The organism is Bradyrhizobium guangdongense, assembly GCF_006483445.1.
Taxonomy (GTDB): Bacteria; Pseudomonadota; Alphaproteobacteria; order Rhizobiales; family Xanthobacteraceae; genus Bradyrhizobium; species Bradyrhizobium guangdongense_A.
On the sequence record NZ_PPPT01000288.1, the window covers coordinates 1 to 4664 of the forward strand.

Below are 4664 nucleotides of genomic sequence, written 5' to 3' on the forward strand. Positions count from 1 at the left end.
GGGAGAAGGTGGCGCGAAGCGCCGGATGAGGGGTATGCATCAGCGAGACAAATCGCGAGAGGTCATTCGCGGAGAGAGACCCCTCACCCGGCTTCGCTTCGCGAAGCCACCCTCTCCCACAAGGGGAGAGGGTACAGCAGCGACCACCCGCGCTACTGCCGCCCCAACTGCGTCGCCTTCGCCACGCGATCGAACCGCTCCAGCGACAGGATCGCATCCGCGAACTGCTCGGCGCGTCCGCTCAACACTGGGCGCGCCAGCGTCAGGAATTTCTGCTGCATCGCCTTGGCATCCGGGAACGAGTTCGGCTCGCCGGAGGGATCGGCGTAGAGACGTTCATGCACGCCGTCGTCGGTGGTGATGCTGACACGCGCGCCGAACGGGTGGGTGCGGCCCTCCAGCCGGTCGTCCTGCACGACGTCGAACTTGTCGGCGAGCGCGTCGATCGCGGCGTCGCCGAGGCGGTTATAGTCGTCCCAGCCGAACGAGCCCTGGTCGAGCGCGAGCGCGCCGGTGAAAAACATCGAGAACTGGCCGCCGACGATCGAGCGCGGGTGCCGCTTGGTTGCGGCATCGCCGGTCAACGTGATGCCGTTGCGGTGCAGGCCGATCTCGACACGCTTGACCTGGTCCGGCGTCAGATTGTGCTCCCGCCGCATCGCAATCAGCGCGTCGATCGCGGCATGGGTGTAACGGCAGCTTGGATACGGCTTCACGCCGATCTTCATGGTCTCGTAGGTCTTGCCGAGCCCGGCTGTCGCCTTGTCGGGATGCGCGTCATCGGTGTAGCCCACCAAAAGGCCGTGCTTGCCCTCGACGGATTCGGTCGCACCGATGAAGTCGTTGCGCGCAAGCGTGGCGGCGATCACGCCGTTCATCGCGGCAGCGCCGACCTGGTAGCGCTTGTTCCAGCCGCCGTTGACCAGGAATTGCAGCGAGCCCGCGGCCTGGCTGCCGGAGACACCGAAGGCCGCGATAATCTGCGTCTCGGAGAGGCCGAACAGCTTTGCCGCCGCGGCGGCCGCGCCATAGGTGCCGGCGGTCGCGGTCGGATGAAAACCGCGCGCATAATGCGAGGTCGGGTCGAGCGCGTTGCCGAGACGGCAGCAGACTTCATAGCCCGCAACGATCGCGGTCAGCACGTCGCGGCCGGACGCTCCGACCATTTCACCCACGGCAAACGCCGCCGGGACGACAGGCGCGCTCGGATGCAGCGACGAATCCGCATGCGTGTCGTCGAAATCGAGGGAGTGGCCGAGCGCGCCGTTGAGCAGGGCGGCGACCGCGGGCGTCCAGGTCTTGGTGTCGCCGAACACGGTGGATTCGCCCTTGGTGTCGAGCGCGAGGGCCTCCAGCATCTTCAGCAGCGACGGCGTCGATTCCGCCTCGCTCCGCGCCCGGATCGCGCTGCCGAGGAAATCGAGCGTCAGCACTTTTGCGCGATCCAGCACCTCAACCGGGATATCGTCGAACTTCAGGTTGGCGACATAGGCGGCGAGCGTTGCGGTTTCGTTGGCCATCGTGTTTCCTCGTTTTGCCGGGCAAATTAGGCGGGCTGATTTTGCCTTTCAAGCTGCCTTTGGCCTGCGGGGATCAGCTATGCTGTCAGGGACCTAAGCAGGATCGTTGCCGGAACATTGGATGATGGCTCTCTCACAGCACCTGATCGACGGGTTCATGGCGCGGCGGACGCAACTAGGCCTGGCGATCCGGGTCACGGTGGCGGCCACCGCGGCCTATGCGATCGCGACCGCGCTGCATCTCCTGCTGCCGCTTTGGGCCGTGCTGACCTCGCTGATCGTCACCCAGATGAGCGTCGGGCGCTCGCTGAAAGCGAGCCGCGATTACATGCTCGGTACCGTCGGCGGTGCCATCTATGGCGGCGCGATCGCGGTGCTGATTCCCTATTCCGGCGAGGTCCAGTTGCTCGGGCTGCTGGTGCTCGCCGTGGCGCCGCTCTCCTTCGTTGCGGCGATCCATCCGAGCCTCAGCGCCGCTACCGTGACCGCCGTGATCGTGCTGCTGGTGCCGACCATGCACCACGCCGATCCCATGACCTCGGCGATCGATCGCGTCAGCGAGGTTTCGGTCGGCGCGATCACCGGCCTCCTGGTCTCGTTCCTCGTGCTACCCTCGCGCGCGGTGCGGCAGATCCGCGCCAGCGCCGGACACCTGCTCGATCTGATCGCCGACGCCTTCACCGAATTGCTGGCCGGTTTGACGCGCGGGCGCGACAGCGACGCACTTCATAGCATCCAGGACGGCATCGGCTCCGCGATCGTCTCACTCAACGCGATCGGCACGGAGGCCGAACGCGAGCGCGCGGCGCGGCTGTCGTCCGGGCCCGATACAGGTCCGTTGCTGCGGACGGTCCTGCGGCTGCGCCACGACGTCGTGATGATCGGGCGCGCTACCGTGGTGCCGCTGCCGGCCGAGGTGCAGGTGCGGCTCGTCGGACCCTTGTCCGATGTCTCGGCGACGATAGCGGCCTATATGCGATCCGCGGCGGAGGCGCTTCGCTCCGGCGTGGGCGCACCGGCGATCCGGCCGGTGCACCAGGCGCTCGAGCGCTACGCAAACGAGGTCGCCGCCGTGCGCCGCGAAGGACTGATCCGCGGCCATCCCGGCGATACCGCGGAGCGCTTCTTCGCGCTCAGCTTCTCGCTGGAGCAGATGCACCAGAATCTCGGCGATCTCGATCGTGTCGTCGGCGAGTGGTCGGAGACCTCACTGGACAAACCCGCGCGCGTCCCGCGTTGATTCAACGCCGCTTCAAGCCCTTGCTTTGCATGCGCCAAACCAGGAGATCGATGCGGTCCTGGCCGAAGAACGGCTCTTTTTCGAACACGAAGGTCGGCACGCCCCAATGGCCTGAGGCCGCGTGGTCCTTCTCATTGCCGGCGATCACCTGTTCGTAGCGGTCAGGGTCGCCGCTGACAGCCGCATCCATCGCCGCGAGATCGAACCCGGCTTTTTCAGCGGCACGCGCGAGATGATCGCCTTCGTTCCAGCCGGCGACCGAGCCGTCCCACATCGTGCGCGCAATCGCGTAGGTGAACGGTAGCGAGCGGCCCTCGAGCTGGGCCATGGCGCCGAGCCGTGTCAGGCGATGGATGTAGGGCTGCTCCGCGGCCACCTCGAGCGTCGTCATGTCCTGCACGATCGGGTCGGGGCGCGGAAAGCGGAACGGGATGCCCTCGTGCTGCGCCACGCGGCTGGAATCGAGCACGATATAGCGCGCGAATTGCGGATTGGCCTTCTTGAAGAAGCCGGGCACGCGCACCGCAAGCGGGTAGACCGGACGCAAGTTCACTGCGAGATCGTACTCCTCGACCAGCTTCAATGTCTTGGGCAGCGCCAGATAGCTGTAGGGGCTGCGGAAGGAAAAGAAGAGGTCGACGGAGAGCGTCATCGGGCCGGCTCCGCGATTCCCTTCATCATGCTGCGTACGACCAGCTTGTGGAAGGGCGTGATCAGCGCGAGGTAAGTGCGACCCAAGAGATTATGCGTCAGCACCAGCGTGGTCGCGGTCACTTGCCGGCCGGTCGCTGCGCGTCCGACATCGACGACGACACGGAAATCGAGGTGATAGTCGTTGAAGCCTGCGACCAGCCGCTCCGGTGTTTCGCTGACGACAGGAAACAGGCCGATCATGCCGCCGGGCGCCGGCGCGCCTTCGCCTGACGTCTTGAGCCCGAACGGCGTCACCAGGATGTTGCGCAGGCGCGTCAGCGCATCGATCCAACGCGGTCCGCCGAGCACCATCTTCGTGCAGGCGCCCCTCGCATCGAGCGGTTGCTCGCCAATGTCGACACGAAAGGAATCGACGAACTGGGCGCCGGCGAGCAACTTGCTCGCGTCGACTTCGGGGGTGATTTCACGGACGTTTGTCATGCCGCCAATTTGCGCGCCAGACGCCGGAAGCGCAAGATCAGAAGCCCGGCATAGACGAACGATCCGATCGACAGTCCGGTCCAGATGCCCACAGCGCCGAGATGGGTGTGGAAGCCCAAGACCCAGGCGATCGGGAAGGCAACGCACCAATAGCCGATCGCGGCGAAGACCAGCGTCATCCGGGTGTCATTGAGGCCGCGCAGCGCGCCCCCCATGATGGTCTGCAGGCCGTCGGCAATGAAGAAGGTGGCGCCGACCAGCAGCAGCGTTGCGGTCAGCTCGACGGTTGCCTCGCTCGCCTCGCCGCCGCCGAAGAACAGCCGCGCCAGCTGGTGGCGTGTCAGCACGATTGCGAGCGTGAACGCGGCGACGAGCGCGATTCCGAGCAGCGCCGCGACCAGGCCGGCGCGCTTCACCGCTTCCGGCTCGTTGCGGCCGAAGGCATGCCCGACCCGCACGGTTGCGGCAAGCCCGATGCCGAGCGGAATCATGAACAGGACGGCCGTCACCTGCAACGCGATCTGGTGCGCGGCAAGCGCGGTCGTGCTGATCAATCCCATCAAGAGCGCCGCCGAGGAAAACAGGCCGTATTCCATCAAGAGCGAAAACGAAATCGGTGCGCCGATCGCCAGCAGCTGGCGCATCAGCGGCCAATCGATCCGCCAGAGATGGACCAGCGGGTGGTACCCGGCGAACGGCTGCCGGTAGGCGACGATGCCGAGCGCTGCGAAGAAGGTGGCGAAATTGACCAGCGTGGTCGCAAGCCCCGC

At 66.1% G+C, this 4664-nt stretch carries 5 protein-coding genes; 1 reads left to right on the plus strand and 4 read right to left on the minus strand.

Annotation, left to right across the window (positions count from 1 at the left end; translation table 11 throughout):
• Positions 1-152: 152 nt before the first annotated feature.
• On the minus strand, positions 153-1520 hold the full coding sequence (locus C2U70_RS31890) for an MmgE/PrpD family protein (protein ID WP_140982595.1): 1368 nt from the start codon (positions 1518-1520) through the stop codon (positions 153-155).
• 124 nt (positions 1521-1644) lie between these two features.
• On the opposite strand from C2U70_RS31890, the gene C2U70_RS31895 reads away from it, so the two are divergent.
• A complete protein-coding gene (locus C2U70_RS31895; RefSeq protein WP_140982598.1) occupies positions 1645-2760 on the plus strand; it encodes an FUSC family protein in 1116 nt (371 codons plus the stop codon).
• Between the two features lies 1 nt (position 2761).
• Here C2U70_RS31895 and C2U70_RS31900 read toward each other — a convergent pair whose 3' ends face one another.
• The 3 genes from C2U70_RS31900 to C2U70_RS31910 all read right to left on the minus strand — a co-directional run.
• A complete protein-coding gene (locus tag C2U70_RS31900) occupies positions 2762-3412 on the minus strand; it encodes a 2-hydroxychromene-2-carboxylate isomerase (protein WP_140982596.1) in 651 nt (216 codons plus the stop codon).
• Positions 3409-3894 carry a DUF2867 domain-containing protein gene (locus C2U70_RS31905; protein ID WP_140982597.1) on the minus strand — a complete coding sequence of 162 codons (486 nt, stop codon included), beginning with the start codon at positions 3892-3894 and terminating at the stop codon, positions 3409-3411. Before C2U70_RS31905 ends, C2U70_RS31900 begins: the two co-directional genes overlap by 4 nt.
• Positions 3891-4664: MATE family efflux transporter (locus C2U70_RS31910; protein WP_246666921.1), on the minus strand; the 774-nt coding region annotated here is incomplete at its 5' end. The genes C2U70_RS31905 and C2U70_RS31910, both read right to left, overlap by 4 nt.